Consider the following 20,778-nt stretch of genomic DNA (forward strand, 5'->3'; position numbering starts at 1 on the left):
GTCAAATTAAGCCTGGAGTCAGAAGCGAAGCGCTACCGAAAACGGGGGGCGTCGCTTCCGTGCGGCGTGTGCGCGTATTGAGAAGCGTCGTGCATCTGCACACGACAGTTTCCTGGAAGCGATCTTGCTCGGAAGTCTCTGACGCTTCAAGATGGAATACGGGCCGTGTACGTCCGGCAGCTTTTGCCGTTGCGATGTCATTGCTGATGCAATGCATCGAAGGTCGACTTGGTGTGCTGCTGGCGCAAGGCTTAACGTCGATTTCCCGCGCCGAAAATGGCTCAGCGGCCGCGCAGACCGCTGGCCTGCGCGCAAAAGATCGTCTGGCCCGCCGCGTCCGCAATCCGGCAATCCATGACGGCCAGGTTGCGGCCCGAGCGCAGCGCTGTCGCAGTGGCATCGATATGCGGTCCGATGCCGGGCTCGAGGAATTGTGCCGACAGGTCCAGCAGCTGCCAGTTTGCCGGCATGGCCGCGGCACAGGTCGCTGCCGCCACGCCAAGCAGCACGCCTCCCTGGACATGGCCCGAGCGATTGCCGATATGGATGCCCGATTCCACGCGGCACCGGGCCTGTCCCGGCGTGCTGGCCGGCTCGGGCAGGATGCCCCAGAACTGCTCGATGAAGCTGCCCCGGCCCGGCTGCTGACCGGCCTGCAGCGCGCGTTCCCAGACCGCTTGCTCCGTGTCATCCAATTCATGGGCCGACAGCACAGGCGCGGCCGCCAGCGTGCTGCTGCGCGGCATGGGGTGGTCCGCACTGCCCAGGCGGTTTTCCAGCACCGCAAACGAGGCCGCGCCGCTGCAGCACACGCTTGCATCCTCGGCATGGATATCCACGCTGGCGACCGCGGTCGGCATCGTGCCGCTGGCCGGAATCTGCTGCAGCCGCGCGACGGCCCTCAGGACGCCGTGCGTGGGCAGCGCAGCAAACGACAAGCGGATGGTCAAGGTGGCGACGCGCGCGCTCGGGCCGAATGCACTGCGCACGGCGCCCGCCAGTGCCACGTCGGCGAGGATGCTCAGTGCCGCCGGCGAGATGCGCCCATCGGCAGCCGCGCAGTGCGCGCCCACCTGCATCTCCACCACGGTGGCCGCCTTGTCGACCTGCGTGTAGACCAGGTCGAGATAATGCCCGGCAAACATCCAGCCGGGGGTGCGGTAGGCCGCCAGTGCCTGCAGGACGCGGCGCGCGCATGGGCTGAGGTTCATGGATGCACCTGTTGGCTGATCACTCCACCGCTGCTGCGTCCCCCGCATCGGCCTTGGGGCCGGTGTAGCGGTAGGGAATGGAGGTCGGCATAGGTCCCTTGATGCGGTGGCCTTGCTGCGACTGCTCCCAGGCATGGGACAGAATGCCTACCGAGCGCGAGAGGATGAAAATGCCGCGTGCCAGCGCCGGGGCAAAGCCCAGCTCGCCATAGACTGCCGCGGTCACGCCGTCGATGTTCATGGGCAGCGCCTTGCCGGTACGCCGCTGGATGCCGCGCTCCACCGCGCGCGAGATGCGGGCATAGGTGCCTGCCACATGGCCTTGCTCGGCGGCCTCGTTGACCAGGGCCAGCAGCGGCGCCACGCGCGGATCGATGGGATGGAAGCGGTGGCCGAAGCCGGGAATGATCTTGCCGTGTTCCGCCACGAAGGCCTCCAGGCCCTGGTCGACGGCGCGGTCCAGCAGCGCTTCAGGGTGGGGGCCCGGCCCCTCGGGCAGCAGCTGCGCAATGCTTTGGTAGAGCATCAGGCATTGCTCGCCTGCACCGCCATGCACGTCGTCCAGCACATTGATGGCCGAGGCCATGGCGCCATTGAGCGGCAGCCCGCAGGTGACCGACATCCGGGCAATCGCAATCGAGGGCGCCTGGGGGCCGTGGTCGACCGCCGCCACCAGCGTAGCTTCGAGCAGGCGCGCCTGCTCGGCGCCGGGCAGGTCGCCGCGCAGCATCAGCCAGATCATCTGCGGGAAGCTGATCTTGCCGATGAGATCCTGGATAGGGATGCCGCGGGTATTGATCACTCCGGGACGGATGTCGATGATGGAGGTGCTCCACCAGTCGGTGGCCTGCTCGAGACGCTGTTCGGCGGATAGCGGTTGTGAGGTGTTCATCGGTCGCGCAATTGAAGGAATGAAAGGGAGGGCGGGCTCAGGCCAGGGCCGCGATGTTCAGCTCGCGCAGGATGTCATCGCCATGCTCGCCGCGCAGCGGCGGCGCGCTGGCCGGACCCGTGGCCTGGCCGTCGACATGAAAGCCGCTGCGCGCCAGCTGCAGTTCGGCCCGGCCTGCATGCCCGAAGGGCACGCTCGCAAACAGCTGGCGGTGCTTCACCTGGGGCTGGCCCAGAGCCTGCTCCATGCTCAGCACCTGTCCGGCGGGAATGCCGGCGGCATTCAGGCGGGCTTCCCAGCTCGCGGCATCGGCCGTCGACAGCTGCTGCTCGATCAGGCCCTTGAGCGCGAAGCGGTTGCTCTTGCGCGCCTCGCGCTCGGCAAAGCGGGCATCGGTCTTGAGTTCGGGCGCGCCGATGATGTCGCACAGCTGCTCGAACTGCTGCTGCTTGTTGGCGGCGATGTTGATCGGTCCATTGCCGGTGCTGAACGTGCCCGATGGGGCGGCGGTGAAATTCTCGTTGCCCATGGGCACGGGCTGCTGGCCGGCAATCAGCAGGTTGGAGACTATCCAGCCCATGGACACCAGCGTCGAGTCGAGCATGGAGACATCGAGCATCGCGCCTTCGCCGGTTTGCGCGCGGCGTACCAGTGCGGCGCAGATCGAGAACGCCGCGGTGATGCCGCCAAGCGTGTCGCACAGCGGATAGCCCACACGCAGCGGCGCGGTCTGCTCGTCTCCCGTAATGCTCATCAGCCCCGACAGGCCCTGGATGATCTGGTCGTAGGCCGGGGACTTGGCCAGCGGACCATCCTGGCCGAAGCCCGAAATGGCGCAGTACACCAGGTCCTTCTTGATCGCCTGCAGCTGCTTGCAGCCCAGGCCCAGCCGGTCCATCACGCCGGGGCGGAAGTTCTCCAGCACGACATCCGCCGTCTCGACCAGGCGCTTGAAGGTGTCTATGTCCTGCGGGTTCTTGAGGTCCAGGGCAATGGACCTCTTGCTGCCGTTTTGCGCCAGGAACGAGGCACCCAGGGAGTGCTGGTTGAGGTCCTTGTCTGCGCCGAGCTGGCGCGCCAGATCCCCTCCATCGGGCGATTCCACCTTGATGACGTCGGCACCCAGCAATGCCAACTGATAGCCGCAAAAGGGGCCCGAAAGCACATTGGTGAGGTCGAGAACGCGGATGTTCTTCAATAGAGGGGTCATGGTCAAGTCCCGGTTGGCGGGTTGCGGTCGAGGAAGACGGAGGGGTCTCCTCCGAAATGGGTACTGATCTTGGCCGCGCCGGCCAGCAAGTGGCCCTGCATCGACTGGATGGCTTCGGGGGTAAAGCGGTGCAGCGGGCCGGATACCGACAACGCCCCTTCGAGCTTCTGGTCAACGCCGAAGACCGGGCAGGCTATGGCCGCGGTTTCCTGGTCACGTTCGCCCATCGTGAGGCACAGCAGGCCCTGGCGGATGGCGTCGTAGCGCTCGCCGGGCTCGCCGGCAAACGCCAGCAGGACATGCCCGCCGGCGCCGCGGTCCAGCGACAGCAGCTCATCTTGCTGCACGTTGTCGCTGATGGCGCGGGCAGAGGAGATGCGGTAGGCGCACAGCCGCTTGTCGCCGGCGCGGGTGTACAGCGCCGCGCTTTCCCCGGTCAGAGCCGCGAGCTCGCGCAGCACCGGCATGACGAATTCGGAGGGGTGCAGGCTGCTGCGGTAGATGGAGGCGAGCTGCAGCGGCGCCGGCCCCAGGGTGTAGATGCCTTCGCGGTCCCGATAGAGGTAGCCGGCCATTTCCAGCGATTCCGCCAGCCGCAGCACGGTGCTCTTGTAGAGCCCGGTGTGCTCGGCCAGCTGCGTGAGCGTGAAGCTGCGCCGCTGTTTGGAGAACGCGGCCAGCAGCGACAGTGCGCGGTTCACTGCGGCAACGCCGACGCCGTCGGCGTTGTCTTCCAGGGGCGTTGCAGGGGATGTTTTGCGCATGCGTGGAGATGGTGTCGTTGGAGTGGTCATTGTAAATGATGTTCTGAAAAATAAGAAAACTTATTGGAAAATAGAACATTGCAAAAATAAAAATGGATTTCTGCGCAATTTCCTGGATAAAATTCGCTCATTCGAACTACAAATTTGTTGTGCGCATCGATTTTGTGGTTTGCTGGCTGTAGATGATGGAGACGTAAGACATGAAAATTGCCCGCTTTAACGAAGGTCGCATCGGCATCGTCGTCGGTGAAGAATTGCTCGATGTGACGGACGTCGTCGGTGTCGATCCCCAGCAGTGGCCGCCGGTCGGCGCCGTGCAGATGATCGCAGCATGGACGCAGCTGCGCGCCAGCATCGAAGCCGCGCTCGCCAGCGCCCCGCGCCTGGCATTGTCGGCGGTGCGGCTGCTGACGCCCGTGCCCTGGCCCAACAAGGTCATCGCCTATCCCGTGAACTACAACGATCACGGCCAGGAAATGCAGGCCAACTACCGCGCCACGCACCAGGGCTTCTTCCTCAAGCCCGCGTCGTCGCTGTGCGGCGCCAGCGATGTCATCGAGCTGCCCGACCTGCCCGGACGCGAGGTGCACCACGAGGCCGAGCTGGGCATCATCATCGGCAAGTCGGGCCGCAATGTGCGCCGCGAGGACTGGCAGGAGTACGTCTTCGGCTACGCCTGCCTGATGGACATGGTGGTGCGCGGACGCGAGGAGCGCGTGTTCCGCAAGGCCTACGACACTTTCTGTCCGGTGGGCCCGTGGATCACCACGGCCGATGAGGTCAGCGATCCCGCCAACCTGGCGATGAAGCTCTGGGTCAATGACGAGCTGCGCCAGAGCGCCAACACCAGGGATCTGGTGCTGGACATCCCGGGAATGATCGAGATGGCGGCTTCGGTGATGACGCTGGAACCCGGCGACATCATCGCCACCGGCACGCCGGCGGGCGTGGGCCGGATCGTCGATGGCGACGTGGTGCGCATCCGCATCGACCAGCTCGGCGAGATGTGCATGAAGGTGGTGCAGGGTAGCTCGGGCCGCACGGTGGTGTTCGAGAACCCCTACGTGCTGGACATCAAGAAACAACCGCTGGTGGCCTGAGATGAACAAGCTCGATTCGCTGGAGTCCCTGTACCAGGCCTTTGACGGCCTGAGCGTGGAAGGCGGCTGGCACCGCCGCGCGCCCGCCCTGTGGGCCGAACCGCGCAAGAACTTCGTGCCTTTCCGCTGGCGCTACGCCGACGTCAAGCCCATTCTGGATGCCGCCGGCCATCTGGTGGACCATGCAATGGCCGACCGGCGCAACCTGACCATGACCAACCCCGTGGAAGGCAACCTTTATGCCACGGTGCGCTCGATGGTCGCGGCCTACCAGCTGATCAAGCCCGGCGAGACCGCCGATGCCCACCGCCACACGCCCAATGCGCTGCGCATCATTCTCGAAGGCAAGGGCACCTACACCGTGGTCGATGGCACGCGCGTCGAGATGCGCCCCGGCGACGTGCTGCTGACGCCCAGCTGGGCCTGGCACTCGCATTCGAGCAACGGCAACGAGGACTGCTACTGGGTGGATGTGCTCGATGTGCCGCTGGTGCACCTGATGGAAGGCATGTTCTTCGAGCGCCATCCCGACAAGCTCGAACCCGATGTGGTCGATGCCGACAGCTCGCCGATTGCTTTTCGCTGGGAAGACACGCTTGCGGCGCTGGCCGCCGCGGCTCCGCCCGCGCATGGCATGGCGCAGCGCGAGGCCGAGCTGGGCAATCCGGCGCTGCGCACCGTGGCCCTGCATGCGCAGAGTTTCAATGCGGGCTTTCGCTCGGCCCTGTGCCGCACCACGGCCAACAGCATCTTCACCGTGATCCAGGGGCGCGGCCGCAGCGTGGTCGACGGCGAAACCATCGAATGGGCGATGGGCGATGTGATCGCCATTCCCGCCTGGCGTGCCTACCGCCATGAAGCCGATGTCGAGAGCTTCATGGTGCGTGCCAGCGATGAACCGGTGATGCGCGCCATCGGCATGCTGCGCGAAGAAGTGATCAGCGAAAGCGTCTAGATCGGCCCCCAGGGCGCTGGCGGGGAAGCAGGACAGGCGCATGCATGCCGCCGCACCCCACCCGTGCCCGTGAAAATTTCCAAGGAGACAAGTTCATGCAACGTCGCACTGTTTTGCAAGCGGGCTGCGCCGCGGCCATCGCCACCGCGGGCGCCGCCGCAGCGGCTTCCGCGAAAGCCTATCCCAGCGGTCCGATCCGTATCGTGACCCCTTATGACGCGGGCAGCACGGTGGACATCACCAGCCGCCTGGTCGCCGAAGGGCTGAGCAAGCGCCTGGGGCAGACCGTGATCGTCGAGAACCGCCCCGGCGGCCAGGGCGCCATCGGGATGAACGCGCTGCTCGGCGCTCCGGCCAACGGCTACACGCTGCTCACCGACACGCCGGCCTCGGCCATCAACCCCAGCCTCTACAAGAGCCACCAGAGCCGCTACGACGCGGCCCGCGATCTCGCGCCGGTCGCGCAGCTGATGTCGCTGCCGTTCGCCATCGCCGTCGCGCCCCAGGTTCCGGCCAGGACGATAGGCGAGTTGGTCGCGCTGCTCAAGGCCAGGCCCGAGTCGCTCAATGCCGCGGTTGCCGGCACTTCCACGCGCCTGGCGGGCGAACTGTTCTGCATGCAGGCCGGCGTCAAGATGATGCCCGTGAACTACAAGGGCGCGATGTCGGCCATGCAGTCGGTGATGAAGAACGAGACCCAGGTGGTGTTTCTCGACGCCGCGAACCTGGCGCCCTTCATCGAGGCCGGCAAGCTGCGCGGCCTGCTCATCACCGGGGAGCAGCGCTGGCCGGTGCTGGCGCAGGTGCCCACGGCCAAGGAGGCGGGCTACGGCCAGTTCGCTGCCAGCACCTGGTTCGGCATGTTCGCGCGCGCCGGCACGCCGCAACCGATTCTCGACGCCCTCAATGCGGCGATCCGCGACGTCATGGCGTCGCCGGCGCTGGCCGCCTACCTGAGCCAGCGCGGCGCCCATCCCTCGCAGCGCAGCGCCGCCGAGTTCAAGCAGTTTTTCCAGCAGGAAATCAGCCTCTGGCGCGATGTGATCGTCAAGGCTGACATCACGGTCGAATGAATCCAACCAGGAGTAGCAAGATGAAAGTAATTATTGCCGGTGGCGGTATCGGGGGCATGTCGGCGGCGCTGGGACTGCTGCGCAAGGGCATCGATGTCGAGATCTACGAGCAGGCACCCGAGATCAAGGAAGTCGGCGCGGGCATTCAGATCAGCCCCAATGGCTGCCGCGCGCTGGACGCGCTGGGCGTTTTCCAGACCCTGCAGAAGCTTTCGTGCGACCCGGTGCGCAAGGAGTTCCGGCTGTGGAACACGGGCAAGGCCTGGCCATTGTTCGACCTGGGCAAGAGCGCCATCGAGAAATACGGCTATCCCTACCTGACGGTCTACCGCCCCGACCTGCTCGACACGCTGGCCAACGCCGTGCGTGCGCTCAAGCCCGACGCCATCCATCTGGGCTGCCGCGCAGCCGGCCTGGAGCAGGACGACACCGGCGCCACGCTGGTGCTGGCCGACGGCCGCAAGATCCGCGGCGACGTGCTGATCGGCGCCGACGGCTTGCGCTCGGTGATCCGCAACACGCTGTGGGGCGAGTGCAATCCCGAGTTCTCCGGCATGGTGACCTGGCGCGGCCTGATCCCCATGGACCGGCTGCCGCCGCACATGCAGGCGCATGTGGGCAGCACCTGGATAGGCCCGGGTGCGCATGTGGTGAGCTACCCGCTGCACCGCGGCGAGATCATGAACTTCGTGGCCACCATCGAAGGCAAGACCTGGACCACCCAGGCCGGCTGCGAGCCCGGCACCACCGAGGAATGCCTGGCCGATTTCGCGGGCTGGCACGCGGATGTGCAGACCATGATCCGCCTGAGCCCCACGCTGCTCAAGTGGGCGCTGATGAAGCGCGAGCCCATTGAGCGCTGGTCGCTGGGCCGCGTCAGCCTGATGGGCGACGCCTGCCATGCGACGCTGCCTTTCCTGGCCCAGGGCGCGGTGCACTCCATCGAAGACGGCGTGGTGCTCGCGCGCTGCCTGGAAGAAGGCCAGGCCATGCCCGCGGCGGCGCTGCAGCGCTACGAGAGCGCGCGCATCGAGCGCACCAGCCGCATGGTGCGCGGCGCCACGTCCAACACCGGGCGTTTCCACAGCCCCGAGCTGGCGACGGAAGAGTCCGCCGACCGGTATCTGGCGCGCGAGTGGAGCAGCGAGCCCATCGCCGACCGCTACGACTGGCTTTACGCCTACGACGCGGCCAAGGTCGCCATCTGAGCCAGCCCTGCCCGGGCGGGCCCGAGACGGCCCGCCCGCACCGCTGAGCGCGAAAGCCGCTCAGCAAGCCTGCGCGCTGCGCGCGCCTTGTTCCCCACCCATGCCAAACGCCTGCCGCGTCGCAGGCGCGGCCGCGCCATGTCCGCACGGCGCCGGCCAGGCGACCATCCCCAGCGATAGGAAAGAGATGATCTCAGCAACCGACACCGCCAGCTACCCCGATACGCTACTGCTGATCGACAACCGGTGGGTCGAAGCCACGGGCGGCAAAAGCATACAGGTGCTCAACCCGGCCACGGGCCAGGCCATAGGCAAGGTGGCGCATGCCAGCGTCGCCGACCTCGACCGGGCGCTGGCCGCGGCGCAGCGCGGCTTCCTGCGGTGGCGCGACGTCAGCGCGCACGACCGCTCCAGCGTGCTGCGCCGCGCCGCGGCGCTGCTGCGCGAGCGCGCCGACGGTATTGCGCGCAACCTGACGCAGGAGCAGGGCAAGCCGCTGGCCGAAGCGCGCGGCGAAGTGCTGGCCGGGGCGGAAATCCTCGAATGGTTTGCCGACGAAGGCCTGCGCGTCTACGGCCGCATCGTGCCGGCGCGCAATCCGGGCGTGCAGCAGATGGTGCTCAAGGAGCCCGTAGGCCCGGTGGCCGCTTTCACGCCCTGGAATTTCCCCATCAACCAGGTGGTGCGCAAGCTCGGCGCGGCGCTGGCCACGGGTTGCTCCTGCCTGGTCAAGGCGCCCGAGGAAACGCCTTCGGCGCCGGCGGCGGTGATTGCCGCCCTGGTCGATGCGGGACTGCCGCCCGGGGCCGTGGGCCTGGTGTTCGGCGACCCGGCGCAGATTTCCGCCCATCTGATCGCCAGCCCGGTGATACGCAAGCTCACCTTCACCGGCTCCACGCCGATAGGCAAGGAACTGGCGGCGCTGGCCGGCCGTCACATGAAGCGCGTGACCATGGAGCTGGGCGGCCATGCGCCGGTAATCATTGCCGAGGACGCCGACATCGCGCTGGCCGCGCGCTGCACCAGCGCCGGCAAGTTCCGCAACGCGGGCCAGATCTGCATCGCGCCCACGCGTTTTCTGGTGCACGCGAGCATCCTGCAGGATTTTGCCGCGGCGTTTGTCGCGCAGGCGCGCGCGCTGCAGGTCGGCAACGGGCTGGACGCAGACACCACCATGGGCCCGCTGGCGAATGCACGGCGCATCACGGCGATGCAGGCACTGGTCGAGGATGCCTGCGGCCGTGGCGCGGCGCTGGCCACGGGCGGCGAGCGCCTGGGCAGCAGCGGGAATTTCTGGGCGCCCACGGTGCTGACCGATGTGCCGCGCGCTGCCCAGGTCTTCAACGAGGAGCCGTTCGGCCCCATCGCCGCGCTGCAGGCCTTCAGCCGCATCGAGGACGCGATCGCCGAGGCCAACCGCCTGCCTTTCGGCCTGGCTTCCTATGCCTATACGCGCTCGCTGCGCACGGCCCATCAGCTGGCGCACGGCCTGGAAGCCGGCATGCTGTGGATCAACCAGCCGGCCTCGGCGTCGGCCGAAATGCCGTTCGGCGGCGTGAAGGACTCGGGCTATGGCTCCGAGGGCGGGCCAGAAGCGCTCGAGTCCTATCTGAACACCAAGAGCGTGTCCATCATGGCGCTATGAGGAGAAAGGCCTGACGGCCGGCGGCAAGCAGCTGCTGGCCGCCGCAGTCCTTCGGCTCAATGCGCGGCCGGCAGAGTGGTCGCGCTGAACGGCTGTATGCCGGCAATCGCCAACTGCAGCAGATTGCGCAGCTGCGACAGGCCCTTGGCCACATCGGGCTTGTCCGACACCAGCCAGTTGTGCAGGTTCTGGTTGTAGATGGCCCACCACAGCTCGGCCACCAGTTCGGCCGAGACCTCGGGGCGCAGAAAACCGGCACTCTGCTTGTCGCGCACGATGGCCGCCAGGCTCTGCAGCAAGGTGGGTTTCCAGGCCGCATAGCGCAGGGCTTCGGGGCCTGAAGGTCGGCCCAGCAGCACCACGCCGACCTCGCGTCTGGCCTGGCGCGCCATTTCGGGGTACTGGGCCCAGTAAGTCATGTCGCGGCCGGCGAAATCCATCAGTATCTCGATCAGCGGCCGGGTCACGGTCTCGCTGCCGAAGCGGTCGGCGCGCAGCACTTCAAGATCATCGTTGATGATCATCAGCAGCAGTTCGGACTTGGTCGGCGCGTAGGCAAACAAGGTGCCTTGCGATACATCCGCGCGATCGGCGATCTCGCGCGTGGTCGCGGCTTCGTAGCCACGTTCCAAAAACACCGTGCGCGCCGCTTCCTTGATACGGATGCGGCGGCGCTGTTTTCCGCGTTCGCGAACACTCAAGGTTTCAGTGGGGAGGGTGAGTTCTTCGGACATGTAGGTGACTATGCCGCGGCGGTGCATTCACACTCAGGCGGCGAAGTTAACGGTAGCGGCTTTTTCCACCGTGCAAAAACGAGCAATGCTCTGTATCGAATTCTGGTGCTCCTGCTCGGAGTGTGCACAGCAGGCATCCTCGATCACGATGACCTCGAAGTCGCGGTCATGGGCATCACGCACACAGGCCTGTACCACGGCTTGCGTGGCGACACCCGAACAGTATATGCGGCGAATACCTGCGGCGTTGAGCTGGGCTGTCAGAGTGGTCGAGTAGAACGGGCTGACACGGTGCTTGGTGACCTGGATGTCGCCCGGGCGCTGTTCCAGCGCGGGGTGGATTTCCGTGCCCCAGGTGCCGAGCTGGAACATGCCGGCCTTAGCCGCGCCGCCAAACAGCGGCGAACCTGCCGGACACTCGTGGTAGTCGGCCGAGAAGCCGACGCGCACAAAGCCGATCTTCACACCGGCGGCGCGCGCGCGCGCTATGGCCAGCTGGGTGTTTTCCAGCGTGCGGCGCTGCTGGAGCAGGGGGCCCATGGGGCCTTTGGCGGCCGGGCCATCTTCATGGACCAGTTCGTTTTGCATATCCAGCACGAGGTAGACAGAGGAGGTCATGGGTGAAAGTCTTTAAGTAAGTGGTAGAGGAAGGAAACGCGGACGAGAGTTCGCGGTAGCGGCTGTCATAGGTTTTGATCGTGCCGCGCGCCACCAGCGACGCGATGTCGATGGGGCGCAACTGCGGCGGCTTGAGCGGCGTGTCGCTGACGACCTGGCTGGCGCGCAGCGCCGCCACGCGCTCGGGGGGCAGCTGCAGCGACTCGAGCACGGCGGCGTTGTCCTCGCCGAAATGCGGGGCCCGCCGCCGTATGCCCACCTGCGCGCCCTGCCATTGGTAGGGCCGGCCTATGAGTGCGCGCACGCCGATGTCGCCGCCGAAGTCGACACGCTCGAAGAAGCCGCGCGCCAGCAGCTGCGGCTCGCGCAGCAGGTCGCCGGCGTCGTTGACGGCGCCGGCGGCCACGCCCGCAGACTGCAGCTGCTCGGCCGCGGACTGGGCGCCGCGCTGCAGGCACCAGGCGCGGCAGGCGCTCTCTATCTGCTGCGCGGCTGCGCCTGCGGGCAGGTCCAGGATGCACAGCAGCTGCGCCAGGGCCGGTGCACGGCCAGCGCTGACCGCCACCCACTGGTTGTCGCCCGCAGCCGGGAACACGCCGCTGAACGCGGCGCCCCACTCGGCATTGCCGCGGCAGGCGACATCGGGCCCGCCGCCCTGCACGGCAATGAAGGCTTCAGGAATGACCATCGCGCCCAGCTGGTACATGCCCAGGTCTATCCACTGGCCCTGGCCGGTCTTTTCGCGGTGCACCAGCGCCGCCATGATGCAGCTCATGCCCGACCAGGCGGCGAGGAAGTCCGGATAGGACTGGCCGACCTTGGTAGCGGCTTCGCCGGCGTAGCCCGCATAGGCGCTCAGGCCCATCGTGGCCTCGAGGGTCGTGCCCTGGGCCTTGAATTCGGACCAGGGGCCGGTGGAGCCATAGCCGGTGTTCGACAGCATGACTAGGCGCGGATTCAGCGCGGCCAGCTTCTCATACGGCAGGTCCCAGCCGCGCATCACCCGCGGGGTGAAGTTGTCGATCAGCACATCGCTTTGCGCCACCAGCTCGCACAGCACCTCGCGTCCGGCGGCGGTCTGCAGGTCCAGAACGAGCGAGCGCTTGCCGCGGTTAAGCATCTGGAAAGTCGAGCAGCGGTTCCAGCCGGCCTCGCCCGGATCGTTGTCCACCAGATAGCCAAAGCCGCCGGCGCGCAGCTGGTCGAGTCGCTTGGGGGCTTCGATCTTGATGACTTCTGCGCCCAGGTCGGCCAGCAGCGCGCCCATGTAGGGCGCGGCAAAGACGGTGGACAGGTCGAGCACGCGCAGCCCCGCCAGAGGCGCTGGCGGCGCGCAGGGCGCCAGCGCTGGCGCGTGCGCCGGTGCCCGGCGTGCGCTTGCCGCCGCGGCTTCGGCCAGTGCTTCGGCCAGCGGCTTGCTGCCCAGCGCCGGGGCGGGCTGGCGCAGCGCCACCGGCGTTGCCGACAGATGGGCGATGCGTGCCGGCAGCTTCCATGGCGCGCCGTGCGCAGCGCCTGCCTCGACCCAGATATCGCGTTGCGCCAGATGGTCGCACTCCATCAGTTGCGCGGCCGATTGCAGCACGCCGCTGAGCAGGCCTTGCTCGTTGGCCTGCTCGAACAGTTCGCGGCCCGAACGCTGCGCCAGGCAGGCGTGCAGCAATGCGCGCAGTTCTTCGGCATGGTCGATGCGACCTTGCTGCGAGGCAAAGCGCGGGTCGCACAGGCGTGGCTCGCCCAGCAGCTGGGCAAAGCGCTCCGGCCCGTACAAAGGGTTGACCTGCAGCGTGACATAGCCATCGCGCACCGGCAGCGGCTCGCCGCTGAGCAACGGGTCCTGCACCGCCGAGCGGCGCGCGGCCACCACGCCCGCCAGCGAGTAGGCCGGAAACACCGACACCAGTTCCGAGGCCACGACTTCCATGGACGACAGGTCGACCAGGCTGCCCTGGCCGGCGCGCAGCGCATGAAAGTAGGCCGCCATCGCGGTGTAGGCGCCATTGAGGCCGGCGCAATAGGCCGACTGGCGCAGACCCGGCTTGAGCGGCTCGCGGTCTTGCAGGCCGCTGAAGGACATGATGCCGCCCATGGCCTGCAGCACCAGATCGCCGCCCTGCCAGTGGGACTTGGGGCCCTGCGAGCCGAAGTCGCTCACCGCCACGATGGCCAGGTGCGGGAAGCGCTGGTGCAGCGCCTGCGCAGTCCAGTTCCAGGCCTGTGCCGCCTCCGCGGGGCCCAGGCCGTAGATCAAGATGTCGGCGCCTTGCAGCAGCTGCGCCAGCGTGTGCGCGTGCTGCGGCATTGCCGGATCGAGTTGCAGGCTTTGCTTGTTCCAGTTCAGGTATTCGAACAGCGCGCTGTGCGCTGCGCCGGGGACGTAGGGGCCCTCGCGGCGCAGCGCATCGCCTTGCGGGCCTTCGATCTTGAGCACCTGCGCGCCGAAGTCGCCCAGCAGCCGCGCGCCGAACTGGGCTGCCAGATGGCTGCCGAGTTCGACCACGCGCGCGCCATGCAGCGCACCGGTGGAGGGGGCGTCATGCGTCATGGCTGGCAAACGCGTCGGGATAGGGATAGGGAACGACTTTGCCCTGTTGGAGCGGCAGCACGCCGATGGCCGTGCCGGGCGTGCTTTCCTGGCCGTCCTGGTTGCGGATGCCGATCTCGCAGGTCACGTAGCCCATGCCATCGCGCTCCTCGAGCGCGGTGATCCGCCCCCAGGCGGTCAGGGTGCTGCCGGCGACATCCAGCTTGCGGAAGCTGAAGTCGATCTTCCACAGCCAACCTGCAGGCGTCAGCCACTCGCGCATCATCTGCACCAGGAAGTGCTGCTTCCAGGTGCCGTTGACCGGCAGGCCGGGCAGCTTGTCGTGTTCCGTGGCGAACGGCAGGTCGTAGTGGATGCGGTGCCAGTTCTCGATGGCGGCCGACCAGCGCATCAGGTGCGAGGTGGTGATGGGGCCGCGCACCAGCGCGGTGATGTCGTCGCCCACGCGCAGGTCCTCGAAGACCGGGGCATTGTTGCTAGCTTGGCTCATTCCTGTATCTCCTGGATCAGCGCGCGAGTTCGGTGTGGACGATGCGCAGCAGCTTTTCGCCATGCTGGTTGGTGTAGAGCGTCTCGGTCTTGAAGACGATCATCGGGCCCGAGGAGGACTCGCGCTCGCTGAGCTCCACGTAGCGCGACTGGCGGCTGACCAGGTCGCCGAGCTTGGCCAGCTGGAAGAACTCGCAGGCATAACCGCCGTTGAGCAGCCGTTTGAACGGCAGGTTCAGGCTGGGCAGGCCCTTGCTGACGGTGCCGCCCATGCCGTCCCAGCCGGGCTTGTCCTGGAAGCGCTCGAAGGTATCGGGCGTGCCCGCGGGGCGCGCGAACAGGTGCATGGGCTGCAGCGGCGTGGCGACAGGCACGCCAAAGCCACGGCGTTCGGCCTCGATCGGATCCCAGTGCACGGGATCGCTTTCCATCACGGCCTGGGTGAAGCGGCGCAGCGTGTCGGGGCCCAGCGGCGTGGGCGCGGTCTGCACTTCGCCGGCGACGCCGATCAAGGCCTGCATTTCTGGAGTGATATGGGACATGTCGTCTTCCTTTGCGCGGGTTTACTTGAGCAGCTGACGCGCGATCAGCATCTTTTGCATCTCGGTCGTGCCGCCGCCGATCTGCAGGTGGCGCAGCAGGCGGTAGAACACCGTGAGCGGCAGCTCCAGGGCTTCGCCCATGGCGCCATGGATCTGGATCGCGTGGTCCAGCGTGCGGGCGCCCCATTCGCCGGCGGTGAACTTGACCAGCGAGGCCTCGTTGCGCACGTCCTCGCCGCGGTCGCCGCGCGCGGCGGCGGCGTACGTCATGGCGCGCAGCGCCTCGATGTCCACGTGCATGTCGACCAGGCGCCACTGGATGGCCTGGCGCTCGGACAGCGGCTTGCCGAAAGTCACGCGCTGCTTGGCCCATTCCACCGACATGTCGAGCGAGCGCTGCATGCGGCCCAGCGCCTGGGGCGCACGCAGCAGGCGGTCATGGATCGTGAGCCAGCGCTGGCCCAGGCGAAAGCCGTTGCCCACGGCGCCCAGCACGTTGCCGTCCGGAACGAACACGTTGTCGAAATGCACCACGTACTGCGCCGAGCGCGAACCCAGCCAGGTGCGGATGCCGCTTTCCTCGATGTGCAGGCCTGGGGTGCCCTTTTCCACGATGAACATCGTGATGCCGCCGCGCTGGCGCTTCTCGGCATCCGTCACCGCCTGCACCTGGATGATGTCCGAGCTCATGGCGTTGGAGATCCACATCTTGGTGCCATTGATCAGCCAGCCGCCTTCGGTCTTGGTGGCGCGGGTCTGCATCATGCCGCCGGGGTCCGAGCCCGCATTGGCCTCGGTCTGCGCGAAGCAGGCGGTCTTGTCGCCGGCAATCACCGGCTTGAGAAAGCGCTCGACCTGGTCGCCGGTGGACTCGTACAGGATGTTGGGCACGGACGCCATGGGAAACGGCACGGCGCAGTAGTGCAGCTCCTCGCTGACGACGATCTGGGCCAGCAGGCCCATGCCGGTGCCGCCGTGCTCCTCGGGCACGGTCATGTTCCACAGGCCGGTGTCCTTGGAGATTGCCACCAGCCGGTCGACGACCTTCTGGTCGAACACGCCCTTGAGGTTTTCCATCGCCGCGCCATAGGTGGCCCAATCGCTGGCCAGGTACTGCTGCTCCAGCGGCATCAGTTCGTCGCGCACGATGCGGCGCGTCATGTCGCGGATCTCCTGGACCATGGGAGGAAGCTGGAAGCTGGGGGCGTCCGCATCGAATTCGGCAACTGCGTTCATGTTCATTCTCGGTAAAGGTTTTTGGGGCGTGCCACTGCCCGCAGCGCACCCGAAGGGCGCCGTGCAGGCGTGGCAATGCGGCGGTGTACGGCGGGCGCCGCGGCGGCTCAGGCGGCGACGGCCTGGGCCTGGCGCACCCGGTCGCGGATGCGGTCGAGGTTGCGCCCCAGCTTCACGCGGCCGGGCAGCGGGTGGCCGACGATCTCCTCGGCCAGTTGCGCGCACTCGATCAGCTTGTCCAGGTCGATGCCGGTCTCTATGCCCATCTCGTTGAGCATGAACACCAGGTCTTCGGTGCAGACGTTGCCGGCCGCGCCCGGGTTGCCGGCAAACGGGCAGCCGCCCAGGCCGCCGACGCAGGCGTCAAACGAGGTCACGCCCATCTCCAGGCCGGCATAGGCGTTGGCGATGCCCATGCCGCGGGTGTCGTGCAGGTGCAGGCCGATCTGCTTGTCGGGGAAGCGCTCGCGGATGGCGCCCACGGTGCGGCGAATCGCCACCGGCGTGGCCCAGCCCATGGTGTCGAGCAGGCTGATGCGTTCGGGCTGCAGGTCATTCTCCCGGGCGATGCGCAGGCCGGCGTCGATCAGCGACAGCACGCGCTCGAGCGGGATGTCGCCGTCGAAGTTGCAGCCGAAGGCCGAGGCGACATTCACATTGCGCACCGGAATCTGGCTGGCGGCGAAGTTGGCGGCGATACGGCTGGCTTCGGCCTGGTTGTGCTCGAAGCTGGAGTTCTGGTTCTTCTGCAGGAAGGTGGCCGAGGCGGTGAGCGTGATCGCGCCGGTGATGTCCAGCACGCCCGTGCCCTTGGCGCGGTCCAGGCCCTTTTCGTTGAGCCACACGCCGGTGTACTTCACACCGGGCTGGCGCGTGATGCGCCGGCAGATCTCGTCGGCGTCGGCCATCTGCGGCACCACCTTGGGATTGACAAACGAGCAGACCACGATCTGCTGCAGGCCGGTCAGCGACAGGGCGTCGATCAGGCGCACCTTGTCGTCGGTGCTGATCTGGCCTTTTTCAATCTGGAAACCTTCGCGCGGACCTTCTTCTTTGATGGCAACCGCTTTGGGGAAGTCGTACATGGCAATTCCTCGTCACAATGAAATGGAGATCGGGGCAGGGGGCTCAGGCGCCCATCACGTTGAGCAGCGCATGGCGTTTTTCCACCGTGACCGCGTGGATGGCGCGCTGCAGCGCGGGCAGTAGCTGCTCGCGGGTCGAGACCTTTTCGCCGTAGCCGCCCGAGGCCTGGGCATACAGCTCGAAGTCCGGCATATGGCCCAGGCCCGACAGCGGGGCGTGGCCATGTTCCTTGACGTGGGCGCGCGTGGCGCCATCGGGGTAGACGGCCAGCGTGGTCTGCTCCACGGCCTGCCAGTGGTGGTTGTTGAAGACGATCATCAGCACCGGCAGACCATGCATTTCCGCCGCCTGGTGGCACGACGCCGGGTTGGTGAACATGTAGGCGCCGTCACCTTGCACGCAGATCACCAGCTTGTCGGGCGCGGCCTGCTGCGCGCCCAGTGCCGCGGGAAAGCCCCAGCCCAGGCCGCCGGCGGTGGAGTTCAGGAAGTAGGAGCCGGGCTGGGTGAACGACATGTGCTCGGCCCGTATCGTGTACTCGCTGATGACGATGGAGTCCTCGCCACGCACCTGGTCGATGGCGCTCGACAGGTATTGCTTGGTGATCAGGCCGCCCTGGGCCTGGTCCTGCGCCACTTGCTGCGCGAGGGTGGCGCGCCAGGCCTGGCTGTCCGCGCTGATCGTGGCGGCGCGCGCCGCGGCGCTGTCGGCGGCGGCTATGCGTGCCAGCTCGGCGGCCAGCGCCTGCAGGAACGGCAGTGCGCGCGACACCAGCGTCACCGTGGACTGGAAGCTGCGCAGCGGCAGATCCTGGAACAGCGGGTCCACTCCGATCTGTGCAATGAAGGCGTCGGCGGCGGGCTCGGCCCGCCCGGGCACCCAGGGCACGTCGCTTTCCAGCGCGATCACCACGTCGGCGCGGGCCACCACGGCCGTTGCGTCATGTCCCAGGTGGTGGGGGTGGTCATACGGCACGTTCACATAGTGGCCCATGCTTTCGGCCACGCCGATGCCGTAGTTGCGCAGCAGGGCGTCGAGCACCGCCACGGTCTGGGTGTCGGCACCGCTGGAGCTGACGACAAACAGCGGATACCTGGCCTGCTTGATGGCCTGCGCGATGCGTGCCACGCCATGGGGATCGGGGTAGGCGGGGCTGACCACGGGCTGGGCCGGGCGGCGCTGGTAATCGGCGGGCATGGGCTGGGCCAGCACTTCGCGCGGCAGCGTCAGGTAGATCGGGCCGCGCGGCTCGGCCATGGCGATCGACAGGCCGCGGTCCACGACTTCGTCGACATTGCGGCCATCGCGCAGTTCGTAGTCCCACTTGACCAGCTCGCGCGCCATGCCCGCCTGGTCGAACATTTCCTGCGCCCAGTGGATGGGACTGTTGCGTGCGCCGAGCACGCCTTTTTCATACAGCGGCGTGCGTCCCGCCGTGAAGAACATCGGCACCTGGCTGCGCGCCGCATTCATCAGGCCGCAGACCGCATTGGCTGCGCCCACGGTCACATGCAGCATCACCGCCTGGGGCTTGCCGGTGACCATGTAGTAGCCATGGGCCATGCCCACGGCCAGGTTTTCATGCACGGCGACCACGGGCGTGGGAAAGTCCTGGCCCGTCTGCGCGCCCTTGGCATAGGCCTCGACGATGGGCGCGGTGTCGGTGCCCGCGCCAATGTAGAAGTAGTCGATGCCGCGCGTCTTGAGCAGGGACAGATAGGCTTCGGCGACCGAAGGGGAGGAAGTGTCGGAAGCCGGTGGCGCAGCGGCGTCGCCGGGCAGTTCTCGGAGCATGTTCATTGCGTATCCTGCAGAAAGTGGGAGCGGGGTGAAGAAGGCAAGACGCCAGCTGGCGATGCGGCTTGCAGCAAGGCGGCAAAAGTGTCGAAGTCGTGGTGCGCGTGCAGTTGGTCCACGGCCTGTTCCAGCGCTTCAAAGCGCGCCTGGCCCAGCGGCGGCGCAATCAGCGACTGCGCCTTGGCACGCAACTCGGCCGCGGAAATCGGGTTGCGCGCATGCCCTTTGGCGAACTGCACCTGGGCCTGCAGGCGGCGGCCGTCGACGCACTGCAGCTTGAGCAGCGGGCCGTGCACATGCTCGGCCGGCAGGTCTGGGTGCAAGTGCGTGTGCGCGATCAGGCGACGCACTTCCGGGTCGTCGGTCTGCAGCGGCGCGAACTGGGGCAGATCGGCGCGGCCGCTGAGCGCGGTCACCGCCAACGCATAGGGCATGCTCATTTGCGCTTCCAGCACGTTGTCCACGCGATGGCTACCGACGAGCTTGACGGTATGTGCGGGGCAATGCACATCGATGCGGGCGATGTCCTGGGCGCGCAGGCCATGGGCGGCGCGCAGCTCCAGCAGGGCATCGATGGCGCCGTGGGACGCGCGGCAGCAGGCGTAGGGCTTGATACCCGTGAGGGCAATCGCATTGAACTCCCCCAGCTGTTCGAGCACGCGCTGCGGCTGGGCATGCGCGCCGCAGTAGGTGGTGAAGAAACCGCCCCAGGGCGCTTCGAGAATCTGCGCCGGCCCGGTCATGCCGGCCTGGGCCAGGTAGGCGGCCGTGACGCCGGTCTCGGCGGCCTTGCCCGGGTGCATGCGCTTGGTCATGGCGCCGTCCTGCATGAAAGCCCAGACGCCGCCCATGTACGAGCCGGCGATGCCCAGCGCCTGCGCCGTGCGATCGGCGTCGAGGCCGAGCACGCGGGCGGCGGCCAGGGCCGCGCCGAACGTGCCGCAGGTGGCCGTCGAGTGCCAGCCCAGAGCGTTGTGCGGGCGGTAGCCGCCGGCGGCATTGAGCATGCGTCCCGCCAGGTCGTAGCCGGCGGCAATCGCCGTCATCACCGTCGCGCCGTCGGCGCCGCAGCCCTGGGCCACGGCCATGACGGCGGGAACGACCACGGCGCCGGTATGCCCGCAGCCATCGAAGTCGTCGAGCTCGCGCGCATGCGCTGCCGTGCCATTGACCAGCGCGGCCTGGGGCGCGGGCAGCTTCAGGTCCGTGCCCCACAGCGCAGCGCCGGCCGCGCTGCCTGCCTGGCCGTGGATGGCCAGCATGCCGGCGCGCACGGCCGCGGTTTCCTCGGCGTCTATGCCCGCAATACCCGCGGCCAGCGTATCCAGCAGGCGCTGGCGAACCATGTCCACGTCGGTCTGCGGCAGTTCGTCGAAAGTACGTTGCGCCCAATGCTGCGCCACGCGCTGCGTCAGGCTACGCAGGGAGTCCTTGGTGGCGTTGGAATTCTGAGCATTGGTATTTGTTTGATGCATGTTGTAATTTTAAAGCGCACTTCAAAATTACAGCAAGCCTTTGCATATAGGTACTATCCCTGAATGCCAACGGGCCGCACAGCGGGCCTGGCACCATTCCAGAATTCCTCAAATGGTTTCACTTCAGGTGCTGTGCCCCGGGAAACAATCGGGCGCGCGCTCTCGGCAGAGCGCCCACTTCAGGGCGCTCTGGATAGA

The 20,778-nt window shown here is 67.2% G+C and carries 18 protein-coding genes; 5 read left to right on the plus strand and 13 right to left on the minus strand.

The genetic code is table 11. The features are described 5' to 3' along the window. Nucleotides 1-281 precede the first annotated feature (281 nt). From RR928_RS15100 to RR928_RS15115, 4 genes are read right to left on the minus strand one after another with little or no spacing between them, the layout of a single operon-like run. Nucleotides 282-1,211 (minus strand): acyl-CoA thioesterase domain-containing protein, encoded by a 930-nt coding sequence (locus tag RR928_RS15100; protein ID WP_332683144.1) that lies wholly within the window; start codon nt 1,209-1,211, stop codon nt 282-284. Between the two features lie 19 nt (nt 1,212-1,230). Then, entirely contained in the window at nt 1,231-2,103 is an 873-nt protein-coding gene (locus tag RR928_RS15105) for a citryl-CoA lyase (RefSeq protein WP_332683145.1), read from the minus strand. 37 nt (nt 2,104-2,140) lie between these two features. Beyond that, nucleotides 2,141-3,313 (minus strand): CaiB/BaiF CoA transferase family protein, encoded by a 1,173-nt coding sequence (locus tag RR928_RS15110; RefSeq protein WP_332538161.1) that lies wholly within the window; start codon nt 3,311-3,313, stop codon nt 2,141-2,143. A gap of 2 nt (nt 3,314-3,315) precedes the next feature. Next, nucleotides 3,316-4,077 carry an IclR family transcriptional regulator gene (locus RR928_RS15115; RefSeq protein ID WP_332683146.1) on the minus strand — a complete coding sequence of 254 codons (762 nt, stop codon included), beginning with the start codon at nt 4,075-4,077 and terminating at the stop codon, nt 3,316-3,318. 200 nt (nt 4,078-4,277) lie between these two features. On the opposite strand from RR928_RS15115, the gene RR928_RS15120 reads away from it, so the two are divergent. From RR928_RS15120 to RR928_RS15140, 5 genes are all read left to right on the plus strand, one after another. Beyond that, nucleotides 4,278-5,177: a fumarylacetoacetate hydrolase family protein gene (locus tag RR928_RS15120; protein WP_332548715.1), complete on the plus strand. Its 900-nt coding sequence runs from the start codon at nt 4,278-4,280 to the stop codon at nt 5,175-5,177. Nucleotide 5,178: 1 nt separating this feature from the next. Further along, nucleotides 5,179-6,132 (plus strand): cupin domain-containing protein, encoded by a 954-nt coding sequence (locus tag RR928_RS15125; protein ID WP_332538156.1) that lies wholly within the window; start codon nt 5,179-5,181, stop codon nt 6,130-6,132. 95 nt (nt 6,133-6,227) lie between these two features. Continuing rightward, nucleotides 6,228-7,205: a Bug family tripartite tricarboxylate transporter substrate binding protein gene (locus RR928_RS15130; protein WP_332538155.1), complete on the plus strand. Its 978-nt coding sequence runs from the start codon at nt 6,228-6,230 to the stop codon at nt 7,203-7,205. Nucleotides 7,206-7,225: 20 nt separating this feature from the next. After that, entirely contained in the window at nt 7,226-8,413 is a 1,188-nt protein-coding gene (locus RR928_RS15135) for an FAD-dependent monooxygenase (protein WP_332683149.1), read from the plus strand. A 187-nt stretch (nt 8,414-8,600) separates the two neighbouring features. Then, nucleotides 8,601-10,058, plus strand: a complete 1,458-nt coding sequence (locus tag RR928_RS15140; RefSeq protein WP_332538153.1) for an NAD-dependent succinate-semialdehyde dehydrogenase — start codon at nt 8,601-8,603, stop codon at nt 10,056-10,058. A gap of 56 nt (nt 10,059-10,114) precedes the next feature. Here the strand turns inward: RR928_RS15140 and RR928_RS15145 are convergent, their stop codons facing one another. The 9 genes from RR928_RS15145 to RR928_RS15185 all read right to left on the minus strand — a co-directional run bounded on the left by RR928_RS15145 (nt 10,115) and on the right by RR928_RS15185 (nt 20,580). Continuing rightward, complete coding sequence (locus RR928_RS15145; RefSeq protein ID WP_332538152.1) at nt 10,115-10,759, minus strand: TetR/AcrR family transcriptional regulator; 645 nt, start codon at nt 10,757-10,759, stop codon at nt 10,115-10,117. A gap of 66 nt (nt 10,760-10,825) precedes the next feature. After that, nucleotides 10,826-11,410: a cysteine hydrolase family protein gene (locus tag RR928_RS15150; protein WP_332538151.1), complete on the minus strand. Its 585-nt coding sequence runs from the start codon at nt 11,408-11,410 to the stop codon at nt 10,826-10,828. Beyond that, complete coding sequence (locus RR928_RS15155; RefSeq protein WP_332683152.1) at nt 11,358-13,955, minus strand: CaiB/BaiF CoA transferase family protein; 2,598 nt, start codon at nt 13,953-13,955, stop codon at nt 11,358-11,360. Before RR928_RS15155 ends, RR928_RS15150 begins: the two co-directional genes overlap by 53 nt. Beyond that, the gene (locus RR928_RS15160) at nt 13,945-14,445 is read right to left on the minus strand and encodes a MaoC family dehydratase (protein WP_332538148.1); all 501 of its coding nucleotides are present in this window, start codon (nt 14,443-14,445) and stop codon (nt 13,945-13,947) included. The genes RR928_RS15155 and RR928_RS15160 overlap by 11 nt, the downstream gene beginning before the upstream one ends. A gap of 16 nt (nt 14,446-14,461) precedes the next feature. Continuing rightward, nucleotides 14,462-14,986, minus strand: a complete 525-nt coding sequence (locus tag RR928_RS15165) for an FAS1-like dehydratase domain-containing protein (protein ID WP_332538146.1) — start codon at nt 14,984-14,986, stop codon at nt 14,462-14,464. 21 nt (nt 14,987-15,007) lie between these two features. Beyond that, on the minus strand, nt 15,008-16,222 hold the full coding sequence (locus RR928_RS15170; protein ID WP_332538145.1) for an acyl-CoA dehydrogenase family protein: 1,215 nt from the start codon (nt 16,220-16,222) through the stop codon (nt 15,008-15,010). A gap of 107 nt (nt 16,223-16,329) precedes the next feature. Further along, complete coding sequence (locus tag RR928_RS15175) at nt 16,330-17,307, minus strand: hydroxymethylglutaryl-CoA lyase (RefSeq protein WP_332538144.1); 978 nt, start codon at nt 17,305-17,307, stop codon at nt 16,330-16,332. A 43-nt stretch (nt 17,308-17,350) separates the two neighbouring features. Continuing rightward, the gene (locus RR928_RS15180) at nt 17,351-19,108 is read right to left on the minus strand and encodes a thiamine pyrophosphate-requiring protein (RefSeq protein ID WP_332683155.1); all 1,758 of its coding nucleotides are present in this window, start codon (nt 19,106-19,108) and stop codon (nt 17,351-17,353) included. Continuing rightward, complete coding sequence (locus RR928_RS15185; protein WP_332538142.1) at nt 19,105-20,580, minus strand: MmgE/PrpD family protein; 1,476 nt, start codon at nt 20,578-20,580, stop codon at nt 19,105-19,107. Before RR928_RS15185 ends, RR928_RS15180 begins: the two co-directional genes overlap by 4 nt. Nucleotides 20,581-20,778 lie beyond the last annotated feature (198 nt).

It is taken from the genome of Comamonas sp., assembly GCF_036666375.1.
GTDB lineage: Bacteria > Pseudomonadota > Gammaproteobacteria > Burkholderiales > Burkholderiaceae_C > Comamonas.